Annotated in this window: 27 protein-coding genes and 5 pseudogenes; 4 read left to right on the top strand and 28 right to left on the bottom strand. The window is 59.8% G+C overall.

Annotated elements, in window-relative coordinates; all coding sequences use genetic code 11:
- Positions 1 to 200: 200 nt before the first annotated feature.
- Genes DOM57_RS01660 through DOM57_RS01650 form a run of 4 tightly spaced genes read right to left on the bottom strand, consistent with a single transcriptional unit; the run spans position 201 to position 2246 of the window.
- Positions 201 to 773 (bottom strand): NADP-dependent oxidoreductase, encoded by a 573-nt coding sequence (locus tag DOM57_RS01660; RefSeq protein ID WP_420820208.1) that lies wholly within the window; start codon positions 771 to 773, stop codon positions 201 to 203.
- On the bottom strand, positions 751 to 1146 hold the full coding sequence (locus DOM57_RS22660; RefSeq protein WP_420820206.1) for an alcohol dehydrogenase catalytic domain-containing protein: 396 nt from the start codon (positions 1144 to 1146) through the stop codon (positions 751 to 753). Before DOM57_RS22660 ends, DOM57_RS01660 begins: the two co-directional genes overlap by 23 nt.
- Complete coding sequence (locus tag DOM57_RS01655; protein WP_239496081.1) at positions 1143 to 1793, bottom strand: hypothetical protein; 651 nt, start codon at positions 1791 to 1793, stop codon at positions 1143 to 1145. The genes DOM57_RS22660 and DOM57_RS01655 overlap by 4 nt, the downstream gene beginning before the upstream one ends.
- A gap of 21 nt (positions 1794 to 1814) precedes the next feature.
- On the bottom strand, positions 1815 to 2246 hold the full coding sequence (locus tag DOM57_RS01650; protein WP_110647485.1) for a GGDEF domain-containing protein: 432 nt from the start codon (positions 2244 to 2246) through the stop codon (positions 1815 to 1817).
- A gap of 52 nt (positions 2247 to 2298) precedes the next feature.
- On the opposite strand from DOM57_RS01650, the gene DOM57_RS01645 reads away from it, so the two are divergent.
- Positions 2299 to 3428, top strand: a protein-coding gene (locus tag DOM57_RS01645; RefSeq protein WP_087718344.1) for an IS3 family transposase whose coding sequence is annotated in 2 segments (ribosomal slippage) — positions 2299 to 2551 and positions 2551 to 3428 — 1131 coding nt in all. Because the reading frame shifts where the segments join, the coding sequence is not laid out codon by codon here.
- On the opposite strand, the gene DOM57_RS01640 is transcribed toward DOM57_RS01645, so the two are convergent.
- On the bottom strand, positions 3373 to 3975 hold the full coding sequence (locus tag DOM57_RS01640) for a cache domain-containing protein (protein WP_179208844.1): 603 nt from the start codon (positions 3973 to 3975) through the stop codon (positions 3373 to 3375). The two genes, DOM57_RS01645 and DOM57_RS01640, sit on opposite strands and share 56 nt — an antisense overlap.
- Before the next feature lie 68 nt (positions 3976 to 4043).
- Positions 4044 to 4346: a putative quinol monooxygenase gene (locus DOM57_RS01635; protein WP_007182542.1), complete on the bottom strand. Its 303-nt coding sequence runs from the start codon at positions 4344 to 4346 to the stop codon at positions 4044 to 4046.
- Between the two features lie 66 nt (positions 4347 to 4412).
- On the opposite strand from DOM57_RS01635, the gene DOM57_RS01630 reads away from it, so the two are divergent.
- Entirely contained in the window at positions 4413 to 5426 is a 1014-nt protein-coding gene (locus tag DOM57_RS01630) for a GlxA family transcriptional regulator (protein ID WP_204352830.1), read from the top strand.
- Between the two features lie 104 nt (positions 5427 to 5530).
- On the opposite strand, the gene DOM57_RS01625 is transcribed toward DOM57_RS01630, so the two are convergent.
- The 11 genes and pseudogenes from DOM57_RS01625 to DOM57_RS01580 all read right to left on the bottom strand — a co-directional run bounded on the left by DOM57_RS01625 (position 5531) and on the right by DOM57_RS01580 (position 15227).
- Positions 5531 to 6520: a zinc-dependent alcohol dehydrogenase family protein gene (locus tag DOM57_RS01625; RefSeq protein WP_110647484.1), complete on the bottom strand. Its 990-nt coding sequence runs from the start codon at positions 6518 to 6520 to the stop codon at positions 5531 to 5533.
- Between the two features lie 138 nt (positions 6521 to 6658).
- Positions 6659 to 7438 carry an SDR family oxidoreductase gene (locus DOM57_RS01620; RefSeq protein ID WP_239496079.1) on the bottom strand — a complete coding sequence of 260 codons (780 nt, stop codon included), beginning with the start codon at positions 7436 to 7438 and terminating at the stop codon, positions 6659 to 6661.
- A 303-nt stretch (positions 7439 to 7741) separates the two neighbouring features.
- Complete coding sequence (locus tag DOM57_RS01615) at positions 7742 to 8893, bottom strand: S1C family serine protease (RefSeq protein ID WP_110647483.1); 1152 nt, start codon at positions 8891 to 8893, stop codon at positions 7742 to 7744.
- A 24-nt stretch (positions 8894 to 8917) separates the two neighbouring features.
- Positions 8918 to 9889, bottom strand: a complete 972-nt coding sequence (locus tag DOM57_RS01610) for a zinc metalloprotease HtpX (RefSeq protein ID WP_110647482.1) — start codon at positions 9887 to 9889, stop codon at positions 8918 to 8920.
- A gap of 7 nt (positions 9890 to 9896) precedes the next feature.
- Positions 9897 to 10367 (bottom strand): phosphate-starvation-inducible PsiE family protein, encoded by a 471-nt coding sequence (locus DOM57_RS01605; protein ID WP_110647481.1) that lies wholly within the window; start codon positions 10365 to 10367, stop codon positions 9897 to 9899.
- A gap of 68 nt (positions 10368 to 10435) precedes the next feature.
- Positions 10436 to 11047: a heat resistance membrane protein HdeD-GI gene (gene hdeD-GI / locus DOM57_RS01600; RefSeq protein WP_110647480.1), complete on the bottom strand. Its 612-nt coding sequence runs from the start codon at positions 11045 to 11047 to the stop codon at positions 10436 to 10438.
- An 87-nt stretch (positions 11048 to 11134) separates the two neighbouring features.
- Complete coding sequence (gene ftsH, locus DOM57_RS01595) at positions 11135 to 12952, bottom strand: ATP-dependent zinc metalloprotease FtsH (RefSeq protein ID WP_110647479.1); 1818 nt, start codon at positions 12950 to 12952, stop codon at positions 11135 to 11137.
- A gap of 27 nt (positions 12953 to 12979) precedes the next feature.
- Complete coding sequence (locus DOM57_RS01590; RefSeq protein ID WP_476707490.1) at positions 12980 to 14158, bottom strand: phospholipase D-like domain-containing protein; 1179 nt, start codon at positions 14156 to 14158, stop codon at positions 12980 to 12982.
- 91 nt (positions 14159 to 14249) lie between these two features.
- A pseudogene (locus DOM57_RS22815) lies at positions 14250 to 14372 on the bottom strand (PLDc N-terminal domain-containing protein); the annotation flags it as partial.
- Positions 14373 to 14404: 32 nt separating this feature from the next.
- Positions 14405 to 14566: pseudogene (locus tag DOM57_RS01585) on the bottom strand (AAA family ATPase); the annotation flags it as partial.
- Between the two features lie 91 nt (positions 14567 to 14657).
- A complete protein-coding gene (locus DOM57_RS01580; protein WP_110647478.1) occupies positions 14658 to 15227 on the bottom strand; it encodes an Hsp20/alpha crystallin family protein in 570 nt (189 codons plus the stop codon).
- A 190-nt stretch (positions 15228 to 15417) separates the two neighbouring features.
- Here DOM57_RS01580 and DOM57_RS01570 point away from each other — a divergent pair, with 190 nt between their 5' ends.
- Complete coding sequence (locus tag DOM57_RS01570) at positions 15418 to 15711, top strand: hypothetical protein (protein WP_110647477.1); 294 nt, start codon at positions 15418 to 15420, stop codon at positions 15709 to 15711.
- Positions 15712 to 15780: 69 nt separating this feature from the next.
- On the opposite strand, the pseudogene DOM57_RS01565 reads toward DOM57_RS01570, so the two are convergent.
- The 4 genes and pseudogenes from DOM57_RS01565 to DOM57_RS22150 form a co-directional block, all read right to left on the bottom strand.
- Positions 15781 to 16023 (bottom strand): annotated as a pseudogene (locus tag DOM57_RS01565) (malate:quinone oxidoreductase); the annotation flags it as partial.
- Between the two features lie 208 nt (positions 16024 to 16231).
- Positions 16232 to 16564 (bottom strand): annotated as a pseudogene (locus DOM57_RS22155) (integrase core domain-containing protein); the annotation flags it as partial.
- 2 nt (positions 16565 to 16566) lie between these two features.
- A pseudogene (locus DOM57_RS22810) lies at positions 16567 to 16839 on the bottom strand (AAA family ATPase); the annotation flags it as partial.
- Positions 16840 to 17070: 231 nt separating this feature from the next.
- Positions 17071 to 18528, bottom strand: coding sequence for a Clp protease N-terminal domain-containing protein (locus tag DOM57_RS22150; RefSeq protein ID WP_476707491.1), 1458 nt, complete (start codon positions 18526 to 18528; stop codon positions 17071 to 17073).
- Between the two features lie 567 nt (positions 18529 to 19095).
- Here DOM57_RS22150 and DOM57_RS22505 point away from each other — a divergent pair.
- The gene (locus DOM57_RS22505) at positions 19096 to 19221 is read left to right on the top strand and encodes a hypothetical protein (RefSeq protein ID WP_275425955.1); all 126 of its coding nucleotides are present in this window, start codon (positions 19096 to 19098) and stop codon (positions 19219 to 19221) included.
- Here the strand turns inward: DOM57_RS22505 and DOM57_RS01540 are convergent.
- The 7 genes from DOM57_RS01540 to DOM57_RS21965 all read right to left on the bottom strand — a co-directional run bounded on the left by DOM57_RS01540 (position 19210) and on the right by DOM57_RS21965 (position 24899).
- Positions 19210 to 20520, bottom strand: coding sequence for a type II toxin-antitoxin system HipA family toxin (locus DOM57_RS01540; protein WP_087721023.1), 1311 nt, complete (start codon positions 20518 to 20520; stop codon positions 19210 to 19212). The two genes, DOM57_RS22505 and DOM57_RS01540, sit on opposite strands and share 12 nt — an antisense overlap.
- Complete coding sequence (locus DOM57_RS01535) at positions 20510 to 20842, bottom strand: helix-turn-helix transcriptional regulator (RefSeq protein ID WP_087721024.1); 333 nt, start codon at positions 20840 to 20842, stop codon at positions 20510 to 20512. Before DOM57_RS01535 ends, DOM57_RS01540 begins: the two co-directional genes overlap by 11 nt.
- 250 nt (positions 20843 to 21092) lie before the next feature.
- Positions 21093 to 21569, bottom strand: coding sequence for a LabA-like NYN domain-containing protein (locus DOM57_RS01530; RefSeq protein WP_110647476.1), 477 nt, complete (start codon positions 21567 to 21569; stop codon positions 21093 to 21095).
- A 133-nt stretch (positions 21570 to 21702) separates the two neighbouring features.
- A complete protein-coding gene (locus DOM57_RS01525; RefSeq protein ID WP_110647475.1) occupies positions 21703 to 22731 on the bottom strand; it encodes a methionine synthase in 1029 nt (342 codons plus the stop codon).
- Positions 22732 to 22784: 53 nt separating this feature from the next.
- Positions 22785 to 23768 (bottom strand): DUF1852 domain-containing protein, encoded by a 984-nt coding sequence (locus tag DOM57_RS01520; protein WP_110647474.1) that lies wholly within the window; start codon positions 23766 to 23768, stop codon positions 22785 to 22787.
- A gap of 275 nt (positions 23769 to 24043) precedes the next feature.
- Positions 24044 to 24367 (bottom strand): type II toxin-antitoxin system death-on-curing family toxin, encoded by a 324-nt coding sequence (locus tag DOM57_RS21970; protein WP_204352828.1) that lies wholly within the window; start codon positions 24365 to 24367, stop codon positions 24044 to 24046.
- Between the two features lie 7 nt (positions 24368 to 24374).
- Positions 24375 to 24899 (bottom strand): virulence RhuM family protein, encoded by a 525-nt coding sequence (locus DOM57_RS21965; RefSeq protein WP_204352827.1) that lies wholly within the window; start codon positions 24897 to 24899, stop codon positions 24375 to 24377.
- Positions 24900 to 25351 lie beyond the last annotated feature (452 nt).

Here is a 25351-nt window from a genome sequence, read left to right as displayed (position 1 = left end):
ATGGTCGGCACGGCATAGCGTCATGCAACGATGGCGCCACGCAATGCCCCGATGGATTTCTCCATCGGGGCATTTTTTTCATCACTCGCGGACGCTAGTTCAAAAGAATAGCCCGATGCTGGCCCGTTACCTCGAACGCAGCGTAAAACCAGGGCGTCTATTCCAAAAAGTCTATTCAGAGATTCTATCCGCCGCAGCGTTCATTCGACAGTGAGTACGATCTTGCCCTGGATATGGCCCTGGGCGGCGCGTTCGTGGGCCTTGCGCGCCTCGGCAAGCGGGTAGGTGCTGTCCACGACGACGCGGATCGACCCGTCGTCGAGCAAACGCCCTACTTCCTTCAACTGGGCTCCGCTCGAGCGGACCTGGGTTGCCGAGACCGTAACGCCCAGCGTCGCGGCTTCCTCGGCGCCGTCGAAGCCCAGCGGGTAGATCGGGAACAAGGCACCGCCACGCTTCAGCGTGCGCAGGAAACGACCGGTGGTCGGACCGCCGAGGGTGTCGATAACGAGATCGATGTCGTGAGCGACATCTTCGGGTGGTGTCCTGGCGTAATCGATGAATTCGTCAGCCCCGAGTTCACGCAACAATGACTCATGCCTGCCAGAGGCCACGGCGATGACGCGCGCGCCCTTCTGCTTCGCGATCTGCACCGCAAAGTGCCCTACCCCGCCTGCAGCCCCGTTGATGAGCACCGTCTTGCCTTCGAGCGGCACCGGCTGATGCCGGTTCGCTTGAAGCGGATTGGATTCATCGTGACCCAGTTCGACCATGAACTGCCACGCGGTGAGCAGCGACATCGGCGCGCCGGCGGCATGTACGTGATCGATGCCGGCAGGTTTGAGCACGACTTCCGACACCGGCACGCTGACGTACTCGGCGTAGGCCCTGCTTCCCGCGAACATACCGCCGGGAGCGAACCATCGAATACACCTCATCACCAACGAAAAAGTCTTCAACATCATCGGCGACCGCCGCAACGACGCCCGAGACGTCCGTTCTCAGAATGAGCGGGAAATCCACCTGCGGCTGCCATTCGGGCGGCAGCGACCTGTAGCCCTCGCGCAGATACCAGTCGGACGGATTGAGGCCGACCGCGTGAACGCGAACGAGTACTTCGCCCGCCTGTAAGCCGCCGATAATCATTGATGGAATCGCACCAGAATATCTTTCACCGACTCCACTCTGGAATCCGTCATGATCGAACTTCTGAGCGATAAGATATGGGCGTTCACATGAGCCCGGTAGGACGCGTGATCGCCGATGACGGCATGAGGAATCCAGAAGGCTTCGATGATATCGAAGCGCTCATCGAAGATGACTGCAACCAGCACATCGAAGTCATTCGATGCATAGTTTCGGATCGCGCTTAGCTGCCATGTCTTGTCACCTGGCGTGACGCGTCGCCCTTTTATTTGAACTCGCAGCTCATCATCAATCCCAGCTTTTCTGACTCCATCGTATCCCGCTTTCGAATTCGTCTGGAGTTCGAGCCGGAAGGCACGGGCCACCAGCCATTCCGTATAATCGCCCAAGGGATTGTTATTCGTCCTGACGATATTTCTCGTCCTGAGCTCATCCGTTGCCGATGCCAGCAACTGTAGAAGCTCTTTAACCGTCAGGTTCATTAACTCCATTGCACGACCTTTATCAACCAGCACAAACGGCGGGATTAAACGTTGGCATTCGAATTCTTTACAGCCGGTGACTTTATCACCGGCCTGGAGATTAAGGCGCTGCTGATTTGGCTCATCTCTTCGAGCCAAAGGCCGGCCCAGTCTTCCGGATGACATGCACGTGAAGCCCCCCAGGCATCATTCCGAGAAGGCCACCCGATTCCTGCCCGCCTGCTTCGCCTGGTAGAGCTGCCGGTCGGCGCGCTCGATCAGCGCCGCGGCGTCGGACTCGGATGCCTGCGCCATCGCCCCGCCGATGCTGACCGTCACCTTGCCGACCACATCGAACGTGGCGGCGGCGATGCCAGCGCGGATCTTCTGAGCAACTTCCCGCGGGCCCTGGTCATCGTCACTGTAAGGCAACACCACGGCAAACTCCTCGCCACCGTAGCGGGCCACGAAATCCGTCGCGCGGGTATTGAGCTGCAGCAGTTGGGCAAGCCGGATCAGGACGTCATCCCCCGTGGCGTGACCATAGGTGTCGTTGATGCTCTTGAAGTGGTCGGCGTCGATCAGCAGCAAGGCGAAACTGTGGTTCGTCCGTCTGAAAAACTGGCTGTGACCTGCCACGGGATTTTTCCTCCATCGTCAACTAGAGTCCGACCTAACCAGAGGACGGACCATGAAACGCGCGAGATTCACCGAAGAACAGATCATCGGCATCCTGGCCGAGCACGAGGCAGGGGCGAAGTGTGCTGACCTGTGCCGCAAGCACGGCATGTCGGAGGGCACCTTCTACAACTGGAAAGCTAGGTTCGGTGGCATGACCGTGTCGGAAGCCAAACGGCTGAAAACGCTCGAGGACGAGAATGCCAGGCTGAAGAAGCTACTCGCCGAGCAGATGCTCGACCTATCGGCGATGAAGGAACTGGTCTCAAAAAAGTGGTGACGCCCGCCGAGAAGCGTGACGCCGTCTCGCATCTGAAGCGATTGCTCGGGTTCTCCGAGCGCCGGGCCTGTCGGTTGGTCGGAGCGGATCGCAGGATGGTCCGCTACGTTCCTCGCCGCGTCTCGGATACGGCACTGCGTGATCGGTTGCGGGAGCTGGCCAACGAGCGTCGTCGGTTCGGCTATCGGCGCCTCTTCGTCCTGCTGCGTCGCGAGGGCGAACTCTCCGGCATCAATCGTATCTATCGGCTCTACCGTGAGGAAGGATTGACGGTGCGCAAGCGAAAAGCTCGGCGCAAGGCGATCGGTACCCGAGCGCCCATTCTGGTCGAAGCGCGCGCCAATGCGAGATGGTCACTGGACTTCGTTCATGATCAGCTGGTGTGCGGACAACGCTTCCGGGTTCTCAACATCGTCGATGACGTCACACGGGAATGCCTTGCCGCGATCCCCGACACCTCGATATCGGGGCGACGCGTGGCGCGGGAATTGACGGCATTGATCGAGCGGAGAGGCAAGCCCGACATGATCGTCTCGGACAACGGCACGGAGCTGACATCGAATGCGATCCTGCGCTGGTGCGCCGAGCACCGGATCGCGTGGCACTACATCGCACCGGGCAAGCCCATGCAGAATGGCTTCGTGGAAAGCTTCAATGGTCGGATGCGCGATGAGCTTCTCAACGAAACCCTGTTCCATAACCTGGCTCAGGCAAGAGTCGTTATCTCAGCCTGGGCTGATGACTACAACACCGAGCGACCGCACTCGGCGCTGAGCTATAAAACGCCAGCCGCCTATGCGCGGGCACTCAAAGGCGTGCCCATTGGCACGAAGACTGATCGGACTCCAATAGCCGTTGGATGAAAGTTCGGTGGCAGGTCAACCAGGAGAGCCCGGAATCGGGAGGCATCGGCACCGGCGCAACGCTGCTCAAATACCCCTCGTCCACTGACCATGTCGCTTCATTGGCGGTATTCCGGGGCAAGGTCTGCTGCTGCCCGGCAAGTCGTTCGGGATACAGGATCAGCCCGTCTTGATCTACGATCAGCACCTGCATGTCGGGACTCGTGCTGGCCCGCCACACGGCAGATTCGACTATCGCAGTCACCCAGCTCCAGTGGGCATGCGCGCCCAGCACACCGATGACCTCGCCCTCGTCATTGGTGATCGGCGCGGCAAAATCAATGAAGCGCAGGGGCTCGCCGTTGGCATTGGGCGGCAGCAATTTGGCCAGCAGCAGAGCTTCATGAGGATCCCCCGTGTAGGGGCCGCGCAATCCGGCCTGAAACCAGGGGCGGGCTTCGACCGACTGACCAAGCAATGAGCCATTGACGGCCTGGCGCACCCGGCCGTCAGTATCGGCAACGCCCATCCAGGCATATTCGGCGCGGGACCGACTGCGCAGCTCCATCGACCGCAATATGCCGGAATCGTCCAGATCGCCCCGCACCAAAAGAGGATTGAGTCAAGGCCGGGTTGTCATGCAGGCAGTTTGGCTGCAAGCAGTTCGACCTTCTCGATATTGGGCGGAGAACTGAGCAAGGTCGCGGCGTTGGCCATCAAGGCCGCGGCGATCTGGCCGTTCAGATGTGCCTGGCGACCTGCCTCATCGGCAAAGGCATCGAACACACCGAACGTCGAAGGGCCAAACTTCAATGCGAACCAGGCAGTGGTGCCGGACTCTGCGTTGGCGAGTGGCAGTGCGCTGGCCAGGAAGTCGGCAAGCGCAGCCTCCTGGCCGGGTTTGGCTTCGAGGCGAACAAACAGGGCGAGCTTGGTCATGCTGTAATCCTTGGGGTAAATGGAAAAGTGGGTGAAGGGATCGACGAGACAGCAGCCTAAGTCTTCATGATAGACATCTCTATAGGCAATAATGACAACATTGATATCATTGTTGCCATGAAAATCCACATCCTTGTTTGTGATGGCGTGTTTGATCTGGGGCTTGCGGCCCTGACTGACACCCTTGGCTTGGCCAACGCAATGGCGGGCTCGCTGCCACAGGCTCCCGCGCCCATCGAGATCACGCTGGTGGCCGTGCGGCGTCGCATCCGGACTGCGCAAGGCTTGACGGTCCCCGTGGTCACTGCGCGTGGTGTGCCAGAACCAGACGTCGTGCTCGTGCCCGCGTTTGGTGACAAGATGCCTGACACGCTCTCGGCTCGGCTCACACGCCCCGACGTGCCCGATGCGGTCGCCGCGCTACAGCTGTGGTCCACCGCTGGCGCGCACCTTGGTGCCGCCTGCTCCGGTAGTTTCTTACTTGCAGAGAGTGGCCTGCTTGATGGGCATCGTGCGACGACGTCATGGTGGCTGGGGCCGATGTTTCGGCAGCGCTATCCGAACGTCACGTTGGACGAGTCACGCATGATCGTGAACTCGACACGCTTCACTACCGCGGGTGCCGCTTTGGCCCACGTTGACTTGGCCTTGCACATCATCCGGGGGCGCAGTCCGGCGCTGGCGGCCCTGGTGGCACGCTATCTGCTGGTCGAGACACGCAGTTCGCAAGCCGAGTTCGTGATTCCCGACCACCTTGCGCATGCCGACCCGGTGGTGGAGCGCTTCGAGTGCTGGGCCAGAAGTCGGCTCGCGCAGGGGTTCTCGCTGGCCGAGGCGGCCAGCGCCGCGGGCACAAGCGAGCGCACCTTGGCGCGGCGGCTGCAAAGCGTTTTGGGCAAGACACCGCTGTCGTATTTCCAGGACCTGCGCGTGGAGCATGCCGTGCATCTCTTGCGCACCGGAAACGCCAGCGTCGACCAGGTCGCCGCACAGGTCGGGTACTCGGATGGGGTGACCCTGCGGGCCCTGTTGCGCCGCAAGCTGGGCCGGGGTGTCAGGGAGTTGCGACGCGGTGGATGACCAGAGGCGTTTGGTGTATGTACGGCCGGAGACGGCCAAAAGCGGTCAGTTGGACGGGTTGAACTGGGACCGAAAGATTCTGCTCTCAGCCCCAGAAATGGCGATTAGACTGTAACCACGATCTTTCCAATCTGCTGATTGGCCTCAAGGAAACGATGGGCTTCCTGGATGTCACTCAGAGGGAAGGTCTTGGCAATTATCGGGCTCAGTGCACCAGACTCCAGCCCCTGCAGAATAAACGCCTTGGCCCGTTCAAGGGCTTCTGGGTCGGCCACGATTTCTGCATAGATATAACCTTTGATGGTTAGGCTTTTGCCCAGCACGGTAAACAGCGGGAATGGCGTCGGTTCCGAGCTGAGTGCACCGTATTGCAGCAGAATGCCGCCTCGGGCCATGCTCTGCGTGAGGGGCTCGAAGGACGGCCCGCCAACCGGGTCGAACACAACGCGAGCACCTTGCCCGGCAGTGATGGCCATCACGCGCTCGGCGATGTCCTCTTCATCACTGACGATGACGTGCGCAGCGCCTGCATCCAGTAGGGCCTGTTTCTTTGCGCGGGTTCGCGTGATTGCAATTGGTGTGGCGCCGACCATACGTGCAACCTGGAAGGCGGCCAGACCAACACTGCTTGATGCCGCGGTGACAAGGACAAAATCGTCTTGCCCGAGTTTGGCCTGCTCGATGAGTGCGCCCCAGGCGGTGACGTACTGCATCCAGGACGCAGCAGCCTCTTCAAAGGACAAATTCTCGGGGCTTTTCACCACCAGGTGGGCCGGTACATTGGCCAGCTCTCCGTAGGTGCCCCAGCGTGCGATGTCCAGAGGCGGGATCAGTGCGACGGCATCACCCACCTTGATCTCGGTTACGTCGCCACCCACTGCAACCACGATGCCTGCGGCCTCGTAGCCTAAGCGGCTGGGGAACTCGGCTTCTTGCAGGTATGCGTGATTGCGAAACATCACCTCGGCTCGGTTCAAACCAATCGCTTTGACGTCAATCTGCACCTCGTTTGCTGCCGGCGCCGGTACGTCCAGATCTTCCAGCTTCAGAACGCTGGCGTCACCGTATTCATGAATTCTGACAATGCGTGCCATTACGGATACCTCGTTTTTGAATGGGCTTCGAAGTGCGCAGGGAAAGGTCTGCGGCTAATCGAAGGGTGAATAAAGTGTAATCATTTTTTCACTCGATATAAGCGGGGCCTGACGCCGAAGCGGCAGGCCCCCAACTCATTAGAATTCCTGCACGGTTGGGCGCAGAACGATCTCGTTAATATCCACATCAGCAGGCTGCTCAATTGCGAAGGCGATAGCCCGAGCGACGGATTGAGCGGGAATTGCATGCTTGTAGAAGTCCACCACGAAATCGCGGCTCTGTTGGTGGGTGCTGCCGAATTTCAACTCGGAGTCCACGGCACCCGGTTCGATAGTCGTGGTGCGAATGCTGCCACCGACTTCGTGACGCAGTCCTTCGGAGATGGCCCGCACAGCAAACTTGGTGCCGCTGTACACCGTGCCGCCAGGGCTGAATACCTTCAGGCCTGCAACCGATGCGATGTTGATGAAGTGGCCACTGTTTTGTTTCTGGAAGACCGGCAATGCAGCCGCGACTCCGTACAGCAGCCCCTTGATGTTGATGTCGATCATGCGATCCCACTCGTCAGTGCGAGTATCACTGAGCGGTGCAATCGCCATCAGCCCGGCATTGTTGACCAGTACATCAATACGCCCGTAGGTGTCCACGGCACCTTGAATGAGCGCTTTGACTTCTTCCTGAGAGGTGACATCGGTCTGATACGCGATTGCCTGACCACCTGCATTGGTCAGCTCAGTCACCAATGCGTCGAGTTTATCTTTGCGGCGTGCGGCCAGCACTACGCGCGCGCCAAGCGCAGCAAGGTGGCGTGCAGTCGCTTCACCCAAGCCACTGCTGGCGCCGGTGATAACGACAACTTTTCCAGAAATGTTATTGCTCATGCTGAGAACCTCATCGGCGGGTTTGTATTTCACCATGGCTGATTAACCTGGCAGTGAACAAATCTTAGTCCCATGACTGGTCTCAATAAATGGAAATGATTGGATTAAGCTATTCCTGAATATGGAACAAACAGGAGGGCAACATGCTTAACCGCATGGAGATGATCAGGATTTTTTGCACAGCAGCAGAGGCCTGGGCATAGACCTGGTGCAAAGGAGTGTCCAAGGTGGAGTGGCGCGCAGCGAATGTCGGAAATCGGCGCGGGAACCGATACTGCGTGGAACCTCGGGGCCATCTAAACCCTGCGCGAAGCCGCATGCACCAGAGATTCAACTGAGTCAAATCCCGGGCTGCAACTCCACCTGCACCTCTCGCGATTCGCCGGCCCGCTCCACGGACAAGACGACGACATCGCCGACCTTCCTGTCGTCTAGCCGCGCGAGCAGCTTAGCCACATCGTCCGTCGCCTTGCCATCAACACCGATGATGCGGTCGCCGGGCACGATGCCTTGCGGGGTAATCTCGACCCCAGCGAGCCCGGCTTTGTGTGCTGCAGAGCCGGGGGTGACACGCAGCACGAACACGCCCTTGTTTCCGGTCAGTGCAAGCAGGCGCTGATTGAGCTGTTCGTCCACCTCGATGCCAAGCGCCGGGCGGATGTATTTGCCAGACTTGATGAGTTGCGGCACTACCCGCATGACGGTGTCCACCGGCACTGCAAAACCGATCCCGGCCGAGGCGCCGGAGGGGCTGTAGATCGCCGTGTTGATGCCGATAAGCCGCCCGGCCGAATCAAGCAGGGGGCCACCGGAGTTGCCGGGGTTGATAGCGGCGTCGGTCTGGACCAGGTGATCAATTGTCGGGCCGCCCGCTTCTCCCGGTAACGAGCGGTCGAGCGCGGAGACGATGCCGGTGGTGAGCGTCCAGTCCAGGCCAAAGGGGTTGCCGATAGCAAACACCTTCTGTCCCACCTTGAGATCGGCGCTGGTGCCGATCGGCACGGCAGGCGGGCGTTTGAAGCCGACGCCGATCTTGAGTACGGCGATGTCGTGTGCCGGGCTCGCCCCCACCAGTGCGGCCCGGTAGTCGCGGCCATCGGCGAGTTTGACGGTGGCTTCGGACGCGCCCTGGATAACGTGGAAGTTGGTGACCACGTGGCCGGCGTCGTCCCAGATGAAGCCCGATCCCGTGCCACGAGGCACGGAGAAGACATTGCGCGTCCAGACGTCGCGCACTAGCTGCGCGGTGGTGATGTAGACCACCGAGGCGCGTGATTTTTCGAACAGTTCGATGGTGGCCTGTTCGTCAGCGGCCAGGTCGCCACGCGGCGTGACGGTGCGCTCAGCGGCTTGGCGCGGGGTGAACCAGGCTTCGATGGCCGGCAGGAACTGCCAGAACAGCATGAGTGCTGCAACGCACGTAGTGATGAAGAGCCAGCGCCGGATGAAGGGATCCGGTGCGGGGCGTGGATACGGGTCAGGGTAGGCCATGAGAAGTCTCCTGTTGATAGGCAATCAGCGCCATAGCCCACTCGGGCGCCAGCGCGGCGGGCGCGGCGTCACAGCGGATTCCGGCAAGAAATGGGGCGCGTGAAACGGCAAGGCTGTTGCTGGTCCAGGCGCCAACGTCAGCAGGCGTGAGATACGATCTTGCGTTGCCGGATGGGTGCGCAACCAGGAAGGCTCGGGATTGCCCCATCCCGGCAACAGCCAGGCACGCCAGGAGCGGCTGACCCGCTCGATCTTCGCCAGCGCGGACGCCAGCCCGTGCGGGTCGCCAGTCAGTTCCGCCGCGAGGCGGTCAGCATCGAACTCACGCACGCGAGACAAGCCGAGCTGTGCGAGCAGGGCCAGATGGGGCGAGGCGATCAGCAGAAGCAGTCCAGGCCAATTGACCGACACCGCGCCGGCCAGCAGTGCGGGCAAGCTGAACACAATAACGATCTGTCCGACCATAGCCAGCAGGCTCGTGAGGCGACTGACGGAATCCGCCAGCCCCATGACACGCATATCCTCATTAGCGATGTGCGCAACCTCGTGCGCGAGCACACCCGCCAGTTCGCGCGAACTCAGGTTGCGCAGCAGACCATCGGTGAGGGCGATCGATGCATGCTGCTTCGAGCCGGTGGCGAAGGCGTTGACGACGGCACTGGGCACGTAGTGCGGCACCGGCGTGGCGGGCAAACCGGCACGGGCGGACAGCTCGCGCAACAGAGCCCAAATTTCCGGGGCTTCGTGCGGGCGCAAAGCCCGTGCGCGGTACAGGCGCAGGGTCAGCGCCGGCGCGGCTGCCGGCTCCAGCAGCAGCGCGCCAGCAACGACAAACAGCGCGAGCCAAAAGCCGCCTTCGCCGAACAACAGACTCCCCGCAACGGTCGCAATCCCGACCAGGGTCAAAACCAGCAACAAAGTTTGAAAGCGATTGAGCCAGCGGTGCCTCGACCCGGCATCGTGTCGACCGTCTAGACTATGACTATAAAGAGCCATGGTCCAATCACTCGCTTATCCGGTCGTCGCGTTCACGCATGAGCCAATAGGTCAGACCCAAGGCCAGTATTGTCCCCGCCAGGGCGGCCAGTTTGGCAGGATCAATGTCGGGGTCAAGGATGATGAACTTGCGGGCCAGTGCCAGGATCGCGATCAGAATGACGGTCTTGACCTGGATGATGCTTTCCTTACGCAGCGCCACTTTGACAATCGAATGCTTGAATTTCATCGCGATCAGGAGCGTCATGATGGCACCGAATACCATCTGAAAAGCCTTATGATCCGTTGGATTCAGTGCATCCATGACGAGCAGCGTGAAGACGAGCCGAATCAACTGAATCAGCGACACCACGATGATGACGGCAATGACCGCCGACAGAGCGAGGGCGACAACCTGCTCGAAGCGCTCGTAAACCGTCATCAGCCGCCACTGGGAGCGTATCTCGTCAAGGGTCGAGTGGCCAGGTTCTTTAGGCATAAGCGTTGCTCTCTTTCAATGAAACGTTAATGGAACGGGGTGTCCGTTCCAACTAGACCACTTCACTCTTACCTCAGGCGCGTTTTGCGAAGACGCCAACTCAAGAACAAAAGCGTGACGCCATAGACTGCCGCATGGAAACCCAACAGCCAGCCTGCGGCCACGAATGACTCGACCGGACGGGTAAAAAATATCCACAAGACGATAGCGCCAAGGATAATCGAGAGCAGTCCACTGAGGGCAAGCCAGATTTCACCCTTGATTTCCCGACGCAGCCGAACGGCGGCGGATGTCTCCAGCACACCGGTGAAAATCGACCAGAAGCCCACGCTAGCCCATAAAAAAGAAGCCAAGACTATCGTGGCGACCCAAGGAGCAACCAGGACGACGACGCCCGTAAGTATGCCGACAATGCCGCTGAACAGCAGCCAGCCCCAGCGCTCTTTTTTCTGGATATGGCGCACCGCCGCAAACAAGTTGAACGCGCCATTGATCAAGGAAAATGCGCCGAACACGATGGTCATGGCCAACAGAGCCGATTGTGGCATCCAGAACGCGAGGGCTGCAAAAATCAATGCCAAGACACCGCGCAGCGCAAAAAGCCACCAATTTTGGCTCAGCGAACACAGTGCTTTGGTGGGGTCATCCGCATTGGAATTGGCGATGGTGTCTGTGTTCATGCAATATCTCCTAAAGATCTATACGAAATGAAAAACCAAACACTCATGGGACAAGAGAGGGGGCGCTATGCGCACCTACTACTGTTTTCAGTTCCGAACAAGTCCTTGAGTCAATTGACGGATATCGCTTTCGTCGAGCGTTTCCCGCGCCAGCAGTTCGCGCGCGCACCGCTCCAGCACTTCTCGGTTGATTTCGAGAATTCGGTATGCACGATCAAACGCACCCATCACGATGTCACGGATGGCTTGGTCGATGCGTGCCTGAGTCGATTCGGCTACCCGGCAGCCACCCTGTACCAGTTCAGGCGCATCAAGAAAACGCGGCCGCTGTGCCTCAAAAGCAACGTATCCCAAGCCCTCATCCATGCCGAAGCGCGTAATCATGTCGCGGGCGATGTCGGTGGCCCGCGCGAGATCGTCTGAAGCCCCTGTAGACAGCTCGCCAAACACGAGCTTCTCAGCCGCGCGCCCTCCCAGGAGCACGGCGATCTTGTGCTCCAGGTCAGCACGTGTCATCAGAAATCGGTCATCTGTGGGCCGCTGCAGGGTGTAGCCGAGTGCACCGATGCCACGCGGCACGATTGAAATCTTGTGTACCGGATCGGTGCCGGGCAGCGCCAGCGCCACCAGCGCATGTCCCATCTCGTGATAGGCCACGGTTTCCCGCTCCTTCGGATTGAGCACACGGTTCTTCCTTTCCAGGCCGGCCACGATGCGCTCGATGGCGGCGGTGAAGTCTTGCAGTTCCACAGCCTGCGCCTTGCGCCGCGTCGCGTTCAGCGCTGCTTCGTTCACGAGATTGGCCAGATCAGCGCCGGAAAAGCCGGTGGTCAGCGCCGCCACCTGTTCCAGATCTACATCTTGGGCCAGGGTGATCTTCTTGACATGGACCTTCAGGATATCCAGGCGACCTGTCTTGTCGGGACGGTCCACCAGCACCTGACGGTCGAAGCGACCGGCGCGAAGCAAGGCCTGATCGAGAATCTCCGGCCGGTTGGTGGCTGCAAGGATGATAAGCCCGACCGAGCTGTCGAAGCCATCCATTTCGGTGAGCAACTGGTTCAGCGTCTGCTCACGCTCGTCGTGTCCGCCGATGGGGCCTCCGGCACCGCGTGCGCGGCCCAAAGCATCCAGCTCATCAATGAAGATGATCGCCGGCGCCTGCGCACGCGCCTGTTCGAACAGGTCGCGCACGCGCGCCGCACCCACGCCGACGAACATCTCGACGAACTCCGAGCCTGAGATGGAGAAGAACGGCACCCCGGCCTCACCCGCCACGGCCTTGGCCAGCAGGGTCTTGCCCGTGCCGGGCGGGCCCACCAGCAACACGCCCTTGGGGATGCGCGCTCCGAGCCGTCCATACTCCTGCGGATTCTTGAGGAAATCGCCGATCTCAACCAACTCCGCCTTGGCTTCATCGACACCAGCGACATCGGCAAAGGTCACGCCAGTGTTCTTCTCCATGAATACCTTGGCACGGCTCTTGCCGATGCTCAGGAAGCCACCCATGCCCTGCTTCGCGGCGAAGCGGCGGAACAGGAAGAACCAGACGCCGAAGAAGGCCACCGCCGGCAGAATCCAGGAGAGCACATCACGCAGCCAGGTGCTTTCCACCACCCGCGCATAGGGCACCTCGTACTTGGACAGCCGCTCGGCCAGGTCGGGTTCGACACGGGTGGCCACGATGGTGGTCTTGCCCCGGCTGTCCGGCGATTTCAGGCGCCCGGTGACCGTGCGGTCCGACACCAGCACTTCGGCGACGCGCCCCTCGGCCAGCGCCTTCTCGAATTCGCTGTAGGGCACGGGCTCGACGGTCTTGGCCGCCTGCCAGTAGTTCTGCAGCGTCAGCAGCAACAGGCCGGCGACGATCCAGTAGCCAATGTTCCATTGATCTTTCTTTTCCATGGGTAATGTTCCTCGCAAGTCGTGTCGCTAGAGAATGGGGGTGAACAGACGGGCCACCCCGTTGCGCAAGCGGATGGCCAGCGGGCGGGCGCGCAACGCCTTCGCCGATATCTCGCCCGACGCATCACGAACGGCATCAAAAAGGGATGACAGCCGCGTAGACAACTCGGTGTCGTACACCTCCACATTGAACTCGAAGTTGAGGCGCAAACTGCGCGCATCCCAATTGGCCGAACCCAGGCAGCACCACGCTCCGTCTACCACCATCAGCTTGCTGTGGTCGAACGGGCCAGGCCGTTCGAAGATGCGCACACCATGCTCCAGCACCTGCCAGTAGTGGGCGCGCGCGGCCCATTGCACCGGGGGATGGTCGCCGTTTGCGGGCGTCAGCACGTCGATACGCACGCCGCGCAACGCGGCCGTGCTTAGCGCCGCGATCATCGGCTGATCGGGGACGAAGTAAGGTGTCCAGATGCGCACCGAATGCTTCGCCGCGCTCAAAGCGCCCATGAAGGTCCAGCGCATCCTGTCCAGGGCCTCATCGGGACCGGCCTCGATGCCGCGCGCCCAAGAGGTTCCTTGCTCATCAGCCGTTGCGGGCGGTTCGCCCCAGAAACCCTCGCTGAGCCGCTCGCCCGTGGTATCGCACCAATCATCGGTGAAGCTCCGCATCAGATGCTCTACCACCGGCCCGCGCAGACGAAAGTGCAAATCGTGACAGGCCTGGCCCGGCGCATCGGGCCGCCAATACGAGCTGAAGATGTTCATGCCGCCGGTGAAACCCGTCTTGCCATCGATCACCAGCAGCTTGCGGTGATTGCGCAGATGCGCGCCATGCAGGCGCGCGGGAATCAACGTCGGGTTGAACGTCGCCGCCGGAACGCCGGCGCGTTGCAAGGCGCGGTAGGCGCTGCCGGGCGTCCAGCGGGCATAGACATCGTCGATCAGCACCCGCACTTGCACGCCGCGCGCATGAGCCCGGCTCAGCGCATCGATGAACTGCGCCCCGATGCCTTGGCCGTCGAAGATGTACGACGCCAAGGCGACGCTGTACCGCGCCGATTCGATGGCGGCGAGCATGGCCGGGTAGGCCTGCTCGCCATCGACAAGCGGCTCGATGCGGTTGCCGCCGGTCAGCGACTGGCCGGTGGCGCGTCCCACCAGGTGGGCCAGACCGGCAAGCGGCGGTGATACGGGCTCGGGCATCGTGGGCGAGAGGTCCTGCCGAACAGCAGGATCTGCCCCCCGGGAAGAGCCGCCGTGACCGCCGCTGGTAACGGTTGATGCCGAACAGCCCATACAGCAGCGAACCGCCCAGCGGCAACAAGGCGATCAGCAGTACCCACAGCGTGGCCGATCGAGGGTCACGCTTGTAGATGACCGCATGCCCCGCCGTAGGAACAGCGATCGCCAGCGACACGAGGGTGGCTGCCCATGTCAGCCCGCTGAGGTCGAACACGACAGCCGCCCGTCGTCGAATACCTGCAGCAGGATGTTGTAGACGTCGGGGTGCGCTTTTTCGATCTCATCGAGCAACAACACGCTGTAGGGTTTGCGCCGCACTTTCTCGGTGAGCTGGCCGCAGACTTGGCATTGTTTTCTGGCCATGCTGATGCTCCTTGAGAGGACTGATTTGACGAGACGCCGAAGGTTACGGCGCCTCGCTATTCACTTGGTTTTTCTGTGGAGAACGAGCCGGTCGACGTCAGCCGTTGATCGGGATCGAGCGGCCTTGCTTGGGCGCACTGGCCTCGCTCTTGTCCATCGTGATCGTGAGCACGCCGTTCTTGAATGCGGCCTTGATCGAGTCCTGGTTGGCGTTGTCAGGCAGATTCAGGACACGCTGGAAACTACCGTAGGAGCGTTCGACGCGATGGAAGCCACCCTCCTTCTTTTCCTGCTCCTGGCGTTTCTCGCCCCGTACCATCAGCACATCGTTGTCGAGCGTGATCTGAATGTCCTTTTCCTCGACGCCGGGAACCTCCAAAGAAATCTTGTACTGCTTGTCGGTTTCCTGGATGTCAAGTACCGGCTTCAGCATGCCCGGCAAGTCCGACGGCCATCGAGGCATGGCCTGCGCTGGAAAACCGAAGCCTCGAAACGCATCGTCAAAGAGGCGGTCGATCTCGCGATGCAATTGCAGGATGGGACTGACGGGACCGCCTGCCACCGGCAGGTCATTGCGCTGCACGGGCAGCGAGGCAGCGTTCTGTTGTTCTTCCTGCTCTTTCTTAAACCAGTTCCAGGGAGCCAATTTCTTGAAATCAATGTCCATGTCACACCTCCAGAAGAAAAATTGAAGAATTTCGCTCACTCCGTTTGCCTGCGGCTATGGATAGCGCTCCCAGGCAACACGGGATGTTTCGCTGCCTTCGGCTGCTCATCTATACGCATCACCTCCTTCTTTCTGCCTGCTTGGGTCTGATCATTGATCCATCGATCGATTTCACTTTGACGAAACCGTCATGTATCCCCACAGTTTCCGCCTTCGTACAGCCTCAATCGAGGATTTTTTCCAGACCTTACAAGAAATTGCGGTTAACACGCAGAAAGTCAAGAGTCAACATCCCGCGATCGGCTGGGCGATTGATGTGACTCAAATTTCCAGAGAGGGTGTGCTGGGGCTGGCCGTGCCGGTCATTGATATGTCTGCGGCCGTAGGCCGGCGCGCATCACTGGATATGATGGCCTTCTGCCCGGAGGTCATCATCATGGGCATGCCGCCCATAGGTCGCCGCCAAACACTTCGGCGCCATTAAGCGCCTGACGATGATCATTGGCCATAACCGTCCTCTTGACCTGAGAATTCTCAGATCAAGAGGAAAGCATTATCTGAGCTTGAGCGTTGACAGGGTCCGTTCACGAACGCTGTTAAGCAGTTCTTCGTTATCCACCAGAGACTGGCCATAGGATGGCACCAGCTCCTTCATGCGGGACTGCCACTGCTCGCTCTTGATCTTCTCCGGGAAGCAGCGCTCAAGCACATTGATCATGGCGTTGGCCGCGGTGGAGGCCCCGGGAGAGGCTCCCAGCAAGGCGGCGAGAGTACCGTCTTTGGCTGCAACAATCTCGGTGCCGAACTCCCCTCAGCAGGTGGCCCGAAAGTCTGGCAGCCGAACCGCTCCGTTCCTGGCACGGGAGTTAGCGCGGGCCGAGTAGCTTAGTTCGCCAAATGTTCAGGCCATTTGGGTGCTTGCGACAATTAGGATGACCTGTTTATGACAACTATCTTGGCTAGTTGAGCGGCGTTTTTCAAGTTAGTTGTCACCATTGACCGTTTTAAGCGGCCTTTTTTTCTATCTGTTTAGTCTGCTGTTTTTCAGGATTCAGCGTTGTCGGTCCCACTGGTGTGCAGTTCCTAACCTCGCGGTTTCCCCAACGACTTGGGTTAGCTGCTTTAGCGGCTTCAATTCGTTCTTTGCATTGAGCCAGTATCGCAACATCCTGCCCTGTATGGCGCTGATGTGGCGTGACGAACCGCAACTTACTGTGCTTATGCTCGTAGTTGTACCACCGCGTAAACTTCAGCACCCATCCCCTTGCTTCATCAAGGCTTTTAAAGCCTGCTGATGGCCAGTCCGGCCGATATTTGCAGGTTCGGAACAGTGACTCTGGACATCCGTGTGTGCTTTCTCGAACTCGTCCAACAGAACGACGCTGTAAGGCTTTCTCCGTACCTTTTCGGTGAGCTGCCCCGCTTCTTCGAACCCGACGTATCCGGGAGGCGCCCCGATGAGGCGCGCAACCGTATGCCGCTCCATGTACTCGCTCATGTCAATTCGGATCATCGCCTCTTCATCACCAAAGACCGTTTCCGCAAGGGCTTTGGTCAATTCCGTCTTTCCCACGCCCGTGGGTCCGAGGAAGAAGAAGGTTGCGATGGGACGGCGGCGGTCGCCCAGCCCGGCGCGAGACAAACGCACGGCATCGGATACGGCTCTTACCGCCTCGTCCTGACCGACGACCCGCTGATGCAGACGCTGTTCCATCTCCATCAGCCTGGTGCGCTCCTCCGTGGTGAGCTCTGTCACCGGAACGCCGGTCAGACGCGAAACGATCTGTGCCACATCCTCGACGCCCACCTGATTGGCGCTAGTGCTTCGGGTCGTGTTCCATTCCTACAGGCCTTGATCATAGTTGCCCTGGTGTTCTTCGATACGAGCTTCCAGCGCGTTCGCGCGCTCGAAATTCTTGCGGTTGGATGCGTAGTCACGCTCGCGCCGCAATTGATCGATCTGCGCACCAAGCTCGTGAAGCTCCGGCGGTCTTGAGGTGCCACCGATTCGTACCCGAGCAGCCGCCTGATCGATCAGATCGATGGCCTTATCCGGCAGGAACCGGTTGGTGACGTAGCGGTCGGCCATCTCCACGGCGGCGACAATCGCCTCGTCGGTGATCGTCACCTTGTGGTGGGCCTCCAGTCGATCCCTGAGCCCCCTGAGTATATTGATGGTCTGGTCAATCGTTGGTTCGGCGACGAACACCGGTTGCAGCCGCCGCTCCAGCGCTGCGTCTTTTTCGATGTGCTTCTGGTATTCGGCCAGCGTGGTCGCACCGACCAAATGCAGTTCGCCACGTGCCAGTTGGGGCTTGAGGGTATTCGCGACGTCCAGCCCGCCTTCGCCCCCGGTCGATCCGGCGCCGACAATGGTGTGCAGCTCGTCGATGAACAGCACAATCTCGTTTTGGTGGGACGTAATCTCGTCGAGGACTTGTTTGATCCGCTCCTCGAATTGACCACGATACTGGGAACCCGCCACCAGCGAGTTGATGTTTAGCTCAACCACCCGTTTGTTCTGCAACAGGTCCGGCACTTCGTTGTGAACAATTCGCTGCGCCAGCCCTTCGACGATGGCGGTCTTGCCGACCCCCGGCTCACCGATAAGAACAGGGTTGTTCTTGCGGCGACGGGAAAAAACCTCGATCAGGGTCTCAACCTCGGCCGCTCGCCCGATCACCGGATCCAGCTTGTCCTCGTTAGCCAATGCCGTAAGATCCCGACTGTACTTGTCCAGGGTGGGCGTGTCGCTTTGCTCCGGTAGCCGCCCCTCCTGCGCCCCCTTTCCGACCACCTGCACGGCCTTCTGCCGAAGACCGTGTGCAGAGAGGCCATAACGGTTCAGCAAGTCGCTGGCCAGCCCCTCCTCCTCGGACAGACCGATCAGAAGGTGTTCGGGACCAATATAGCCATGCCCGAGGTCTCTCGACGCCTGGAAGGCGCGCTGTAGCGCGGCTTTCACCCGTGGGGAAACTCCGATCTTTGTAGGCCCGTCCGTTTCAGGTTCGCTCGCAGCTTTGGGTGTCAGTTGCTCAATCTGGGCCTTGAGGTCCTTGGCCGATAGCTGATATCGCTTGAGGAGCGCCTGCACCACATCGTTATCGGCCAGCGCGTAAAGCAGGTGGCTGGTATCAATCAGCTGCGAACCCCACTCCGTCGCGGTAGCCGCGGCTTGCTGCAGAATCTGCTCGCTTTGCTCGCTAAGTAAGTCACCGAGGGCGACCGATTCGCTATCCTGCGGCCGGCCGTTCTCTCGACCGGCGACACTGCCAAAGCCGAAATCCTCGTCTCGCGCCAGCCGCTCGAAGAAATCGTCGGCGAGTAACCCGCTGCCAAACAGGATTCAAATGGAGAGGCGCTTCGTGCTCTCAGGCGCAAATAATCCGTTTGGCATACGTTGAGGGTGCGTCTTCGACCGGCTTGTGAAACGGTGACCTGCAGAGCCGCAGGGCGTTGCCGGCAGATATCGCATGATACTTGGGGTGATTGTTCCGCGCTCTGGCCCATATTGCCTCCGTTGCACCGTTGCGTATAGGAACGGCTAAGCCTTGGAGAGGGGGCGGAGCCCAGTGAAACTTGGGAGGGGGGCAGAGCCCAGGAGAAGCTTAAAATTTCAGTATAGCGAGAGGTGGATCGAAAGCAAGGCGGCATCGGTGAAACCGGGACAGAACTATTTTCACGAGGTCCAGCCTCCTACCGTCCAACTTCGGGCGTAGGCTGTCAGTTGGCCACTGCAGATGCCTATCGACGCGCTCTCCATCGTCGCCGGCCTCGTGGCGCTATTAGGCGTGGGCGTGCAGGCATGGCTGTGGAAGCGAACCCATACACGCGACATGGCCTACCCCGATTCGTGAACTCGCCCCTCATGATACTGAGCGCCGCCGACCGGGCGGGGCTCAGTGCTGTCAAAGACAATCATCTCGCCGAGATGGCGCTGGTCGTGCTGCTCGAACCGGCGGGATTGACCCTCGCCGCCTTGTTAGCCGAGTAAATGCGCGCGTGCGGCAGCAAAGCCATCAAGAATCGTGCTATGCGCAGCCCCGAGGCCTTCGACGCAGTAGCTGTTCAGAAACTGTCGGCCGGCAAAAAGCCTGCGGTCAGTCTCGGTCAGTTTGGCTTGCTCGCAGACCCCGTCCCATTCACGGGCTATCGTGACGATCTGGTTCTCGATGATGGCCTGGGCCTGTTGGTCATTGAGCAGGAAGTCCGGGGCGGCCGCGAGGCAGCTGTGCAGCGTACTCATACGGTTTTCGCCCTTGATCAGCATCGCCTGAGTCGCTTCGTTGCCCGTTCGCCCCTGCGGGCAAATGTCATAGGCCGGGGTCAACGAGAGCATCCTGCCGTCCCAGAACGCGGCATGGTTGCGGGCATGATCGTCCGTGTTGCCGCACAGGATATTGAATACGATCCGAGCGTAGAGCTCGCGCAGCGTTTGCTTCGGGTCGGTAAAGCGGTGACGGATGACTTCGGCAAGGTCTTCGTAAGACGCATAGCGCGCCATCATTTCATCAAGGCCAAGCATCGTCAGCGCTGACACCATCGCTTTTCGCTGCCAGCCAGCCCCTGATTTGATGCGATCAAAGCGGTCGATGAGCAGCACATCCTTGCCAGCCGCCGCGGTCATCGAGACCGGGGCGACATCGAGCTCACATGCAGATGCCAGCTTCATGGCGATGAATTCCGCCTTCACGACGCTGTAAATGTCCGTGCTCGACGAGAACTTGGCGATCATTTTGCGATCGCCATGGTCGATCAGGGCCTTCGGGCGGGCGCCGCCGATCGAGGTGCCGTGGTTCAACGCCTGATCGAGGGCTGGCGTCAGCGGAGCGCCCTTCTCGATCCGTTCAGCCGCTTCCAGCAACTCTTCATAAGACGCCTCGGCCTTGAGGCGAGGCACGTATTCTGTGGCGGAATGCTGAAAGTCGAGGGCGCCGATCCGGTCCGATCCCGATTCGAGCCAATAGGTGAGTTCGGAGATGTCGTCAGCGGCGTCGGCCTTGCCCCCCATCAGACGATTGATGATCACCCGGCGCCCCCAGGCATCGGGCGAGGCGTCACGCAAGCAACTGGCCATCGACAGGCCAGCGGTCGGCTCGATCAGGCCGCGGCGCAGGGGCAGTTCGGGATCATAGATCGGGATCGCACCATCACGCGCCAGGTAGCTGGCGCCATAGTTGAAGCTATAGCGATCGCCGTGCTGCGTGACGCGACCGGCCACCACGGGTTGTGTCTCTCCCGGCAACCAGATCCAGACATAGATCTCTCGTGGCTGCGTCAGCCTAGAAGTCATCATCGACCTCCTGCCTGCTCGGGCGAACCCGCTTCGGCAGCAGCGTCAGTTTTTCCTCGAGATGGGCGCCATGTATCGCACCTGCCCGGTCGTCGACATCGAACAGCCGCACGCCAACGAGTGTGGCGACCTCGAAGACGATGCCGATCTCGGTGCCGGCTTCGCCATTTTCGATGTTGCGGAGGGTCTTACGCGAGATGCCTGCGCGTTCAGACAGTTCGGCAGCGGTGAACTCCCGCTCCAAACGGCCAGCCTTGATCAGCTTGCCGAGGATCGAAAGTGCCTGCCTGGTGACGCGGGAGTAGCTGCGCGGCCGCTTCATTGCCATCTCGTCAAATTGGGCATTTCAAGACTCATTAGACGGATTGTGAGTATTCAGATGCTCACTATGATGCGGCCTGCGTGAGACCGCAAGAAAATGAGCACTTCACTACCCACAAAATCATGAAATGAAACTTTAAATATCCATTACTCAAGGCGACTAGCGATCATCGCCCGTCCCAACCGCGCTATGGGGCGCCGTCGGCGCCTCGCTCACTCGCCACACTCCTTGATACTGAACGCCCGAGGCGTCAACCCAGCAGCAGATCGCCCTCGATGGGAATGAACTGGCTCGCGGCCTGGATGAGGGAGTTCGCGGTGAGCTTGGGCACGCCGTAGACCTCGACGCGCTTGCCATGCACCTCGCGGATTTTCTGCGCCAGCAGATCAAAGTCGCCATCGCCGGAGGCCAGTACGATCACATCCGCCTGCGCCGCATACTCGATGGCATCGAGCGTAATACCTACATCCCAGTCGCCCTTGGCGGAACCATCCGCACGCTGGATGAACGGCTTCAACTTCACCTCGAAGCCGATCGTTCGCAGCGTGTTCTGAAAACCGCGCTGCTTCGGGTCGCCCTTGTCGGTGGCATAGCAGCGGGCAGTTAGCACCTCACGGTTCGTCGTCGCTTTCGCCCAGAACCGACGGTAATCGAAGTGTTTGCCGTAGGCTTCACGCACGGTGTAGTAGACGTTCTGGGTGTCGACGAAGATCGCGACGCTGGTCATGGGGCAGGATTTCCAGGGGTGGCCGAGCGCCGGCGTATCATGCGACCCCAGGCGCGCCGACGAACCGTTTCCGGCCCGCCGACGCGACGTCGCCGCGCATCTGCCGTCGTCCGCTGTGGCGCCGCGCCCCAGCTTAGCGGGCGAGTTCCTGGCGCACGATCGCCGCACCAGCGCTCAAAGCCTTCAGCTTGCCTTGTGCGACCTGGCGGGACAAGGGCGTCATGCCGCAGTTGGTGCAGGGGTAGAGCTTATCGGCGTCGACGAACTGCAGGGCCTTGCGTAGCGTATCGGCGACCTCTTCCGGCGTTTCGATGGTGTTGGTAGCCACGTCAATGGCCCCCACCATCACCTTCTTGCCTCGAATGAGTTCGATTAGATCCATCGGTACATGAGAGTTCTGGCACTCCAACGAGACGATATCGATATTGGAGGCTTGCAGCTTGGGAAAGATTTCCTCGTACTGGCGCCACTCCGACCCCAGTGTCTTCTTCCAGTCCGTGTTGGCCTTGATGCCGTAGCCATAGCAGATATGTACGGCGGTCTCGCACTCGACCCCTTCGATGGCTTTCTCCAGGGTGGCGATGCCCCAGTCGTTCACCTCGTCGAAGAAGACGTTGAAGGCGGGCTCATCGAACTGAATGATGTCCACGCCGGCGGCGGCCAGATCGCGGGCTTCCTGGTTGAGGATCCTGGCAAATTCCCAGGCCAGCTTTTCGCGGCTCTTGTAGTGGCCATCATAGAGCGTATCGACCATGGTCATGGGCCCGGGCAGCGCCCACTTGATGGGCTGGTCGGTCTGCTGGCGCAGGAATCTGGCATCGTCCACGAAGACCGGCTTCTCGCGCGCCACAGGGCCGACCACCGAGGGCACGCTGGCGTCGTAGCGGTCGCGAATCTTGACGATCTCACGCTGTTCGAAGTCGACACCGCTCAAGTGCTCGATGAAGGTGGTAACGAAGTGCTGGCGAGTCTGCTCGCCGTCACTGACGATATCGATACCGGCCCGCTGCTGATCGTGCAGGGAGACCCGCAGCGCGTCCCGCTTGCCCTCGGCCAGCTCCTCGTCCTGCAGTTTCCACGGCGACCAGAGCGTCTCGGGCTGGGCCAGCCAGGCGGGCTTGGGCAGGCTACCGGCCGTCGACGTGGGCAACAAAGTCTTCATGCAAAAGTGACCTTAATAACAGGTTGATCAAAGAATGTCGTTGGAACGGGCGATCAAAGGGAATAATCGGCCGACCACTGCTCGAGCACATGGCGGTAGGGTTTGATGAAGTGCCGCTCGGTGAACTTGCCCTGCTCGACGGCCAGCTGGCTGCGCTCTTCGCGATCGTAGACGATCCGCGTCAGCGAGTAGTCCTGATGCTCGAGGCTCGGCTGGTAGATCTTGCCGGCCACCGAGTTGGCATTGTAGATCTCGGGGCGATAGATCTTCTGGAACGTCTCCATGGTGCTGATGGCGCTGATCAGTTCGAGATCGGTGTAGCCGGAGAGCAGATCGCCGGAGAAATAGAACGCCAGCGGCGCGACGGCATGCGGCGGCATGAAATAACGAGCCTTCAACCCCATCTTGTTGAAATAGAAATCAGTCAGGGAAGATTCGTTGTTTTCGTACTCCACGCCCAGCACCGGGTGGCAATTGTCGGTCTGGCGATAGACCTTGCTGCTGGAGACGCTGAGACAGATCACCGGTGGCTTGCCGAAAAACGCCCGATAGGCATCGGAATTGACGAACAGCTTGAACAGCTTGCCGTGCAGGTCGCCAAAACCGTCCGGAATGCCGAATTCGGAACGATCCCGGTTGTGCTCCGACAGCCACACGCTGAAGTCGTAGTCGCGCACGTAGGACGAGAAGTTGTTCCCCACCATGCCCGGAATGCGCTTGTCGGCGTGCTTGTCGATGATCGTCGTCTTGAGCATTTCGATCGCCGGGAAGGTGTCGTCCTCGTCCTCGGCCCCCACGCTCAGCTCACCGGTAATGATGTCGAGCTCGACGGCATAACGATCCGCCTTGGGGTTGTCCCAATGCGCCAGGGTGTTGAAACGGTTGTCGATCATTGTCAGGGCATTGCGCAGGTTATCCTCGCGACGCTCCCCTCTCGCCAGGTTGGCAAAGTTGGTGGTGGTGCGCGTGTTTTCGGCCGGGCGATAGTTTTCGTCGAACCGCACGCTCTTGATATCGAATGTGAAATCGTGACTCATCGAGAACAGGCACCCTGGTATAGAGAGGCGCTGGCACCGTCAGAAGGCCCAGCGCCCGTCAATGCAATATTTGCCAGCACGTGTTTGCCAATACCCTGTCTGGCGTATCGACCGACAGGCGCCACGGCGGCTGTCAGCGAAGCGGATGCGCTCTTTATGCCAGAGCCTGTAGATGCATGAAAAGCGATATGATTTCACCTCATCATGAAGAGGGTTCATGATGCGACGCTAGAGTGGACGGCTGACGGATTATTTGGGGTTGGCGCCGAGCATCGTCAGGTGGATGAGAAGTCGTTGGCGAGCATGTTCATGATCAGGCGAATCATCGTCTCCTTGTTGGCTGGATCGGATTCCGCGACCAGCAGCGTCAACGCGGCCAGACCGACATCATTGATGACCGGCTCTCCCGTCGCCGATAACAAACGCCCGTTGCGATGCAGGAAGTCGACAAACAGAAAGGCCGCACTGCGTTTGTTGCCGTCGGCGAACGGATGATTCTTGATCACGAAATAGAGCAGATGCGCCGCTTTCGACTCGATGCTCGGGTAAGCCGGCTCGCCGAAGACGGACTGGTCAAGATTGCCGAGCAGTGAGGCCAACCCATCGCTACGATCCCGCGCAAACAGCTCGGTTGCCTCTCCCCGCCCCACCAGACCCTCGACCACCAGAGAGATCCAGCACCGGGCTGTGCGCCGCCTTGCGCACCAGCGCCATTGCCGCCTCCAGCTCCCGCGCATTGGCCTCGAAGCGTTGCTGATGCAGCGTCCAGCCCTGAGTGAGATGTTCTCGGAGGACGCGAGTTGCCCATATCCTGAACTGAGTCGCGCGGGCGGAGCTGATGCGGTAACCGACTGAAATGACTGCGTCCAGGTTGTAATGCAGTCTCGCGCGCTTGACCTGTCTCCCCCCTTCTATCTGAACTTGTAAGAATTCCTTACAAGTTCCCTCTTCCAACAACTCCTGCTCGGCGTAGATATTTTTCAGGTGCATGGTGATGTTCTGCGGCTTGACGTCAAACAGCTCACCCATCTGCCGCTGCGTCAGCCAGACGGTCTCGCGCCCTTCATCCAGACGCACGTCGACCGCCTTCTCGGCATCTTCGTAGATCAGAATTTGTGGTTGTTCGCCCATATCCGTTTTGTTCGAGTAATTTCACTATCAATCGACGGTAACACGCCCGCTCGAGCGATACGGCATACCTGCGCTAATCGACGAGTCCGACAAGCACGATTACGATATAGAACCAGCGATCATGAACGCTATCAAGCCACCGGATCTCTTTGCCAAAGTAATAACGAAGAGCTCGCTGCAGAAGTCACCAATCACGTGCGTCGCGATCATGCAATGGTCCGCGAGGAACCCTCGGAGAGCGTTGCAGTACCTGGAGGCATCGGTGAATGGAAACACAGAGTCATCAACATCATGGGTAACTATCTTTAAATGCCTAGGCTTTGTCTGAAAACTGCCGGCGCTCGGCCATACGGCGTTAAAAATCGGCTCAAAGTACTCATTTACGACCTGTAAACTGGTACGCCAGCCCGGTCCGTTTTCGCCAATTTTGATTCGCTATGTAGTGGTCAAGT

Source organism: Salinicola peritrichatus, assembly GCF_003206715.1.
GTDB lineage: Bacteria > Pseudomonadota > Gammaproteobacteria > Pseudomonadales > Halomonadaceae > Salinicola > Salinicola peritrichatus.
Note: the sequence above shows the minus strand (reverse complement) of the source record. Positions and strands in the feature narration are given on the sequence as shown.